The organism is Nocardia otitidiscaviarum NBRC 14405 (genome assembly GCF_000308635.1).
Taxonomy (GTDB): Bacteria; Actinomycetota; Actinomycetes; order Mycobacteriales; family Mycobacteriaceae; genus Nocardia; species Nocardia otitidiscaviarum.
Genome location: NZ_BAGD01000025.1, coordinates 1 through 1,031, shown reverse-complemented (window position 1 = coordinate 1,031; position 1,031 = coordinate 1). Strand labels below are relative to the sequence as shown.

The window sequence follows — 1,031 nt, the reverse complement described above, 5'->3', positions numbered from 1 at the left end:
TGGTGGCACGACACCGTGGCCCAGGCGTCCCCCGAGCACGAAGCGCAGCCCTTCGACGCCGAACACCCGCTATTCATCCTCTACACCTCCGGCACCACCGGAAAACCCAAAGGCATCCTGCACACCAGCGGCGGCTACCTCACCCAGACCTCCTACACCCACCACTACGTCTTCGACCACAAACCCGGCCAGGACGTGTACTGGTGCACCGCCGACATCGGCTGGGTCACCGGCCACTCCTACATCGTCTACGGACCGCTGTCCAACCGCGCCACCCAGGTCGTCTACGAAGGCACCCCCAACTTCCCCGACGAGCACCGGCACTGGCAGATCATCGAGAAGTACGGCGTCTCCATCTACTACACCGCCCCCACCCTGGTGCGCACCTTCATGAAGTGGGGCCGCGAGATCCCCGACGCCCACAACCTGTCCAGCCTGCGCCTGCTCGGCTCGGTCGGCGAACCCATCAACCCCGAAGCCTGGCGCTGGTACCGCGAGGTCATCGGCGGCGACACCACCCCCATCGTCGACACCTGGTGGCAAACCGAAACCGGCGCCATCATGATCTCCCCCCTGCCCGGCGTCACCGCCACCAAACCCGGCGCCGCCATGCGACCCCTGCCCGGCATCTCCGCCACCGTCGTCGATGAGGACGGCAAACCCGTCCAACTCGGCGAAACCGAAGCCAACGGGTATCTGGTCCTCGACCAGCCCTGGCCGTCCATGCTGCGCGGTATCTGGGGCGACAACGACCGCTACCGCGACACCTACTGGGCCCGCTACCGCGAGCAGGGCTGGTACTTCGCCGGGGACGGCGCGAAACTCGACACCGACGGCGACCTGTGGGTGCTCGGCCGCGTCGACGACGTCATGAACGTCTCCGGCCACCGCATCTCCACCGCCGAGGTCGAATCCGCCCTCGTCGGCCACCCCGCCGTCGCCGAGGCCGCCGTCGTCGGCGCCTCCGACGCCACCACCGGTCAGGGCATCGTGGCCTTCGTCATCCTCACCGCCGAAGCCACCGACACCGG

Annotated in this window: 1 protein-coding gene; it reads left to right on the top strand. The window is 68.0% G+C overall.

All coding sequences use genetic code 11. The features are described from left to right. Positions 1 to 1,031: AMP-binding protein (locus ON31_RS02500; RefSeq protein ID WP_039808885.1), on the top strand; the 1,031-nt coding region annotated here is incomplete at both ends.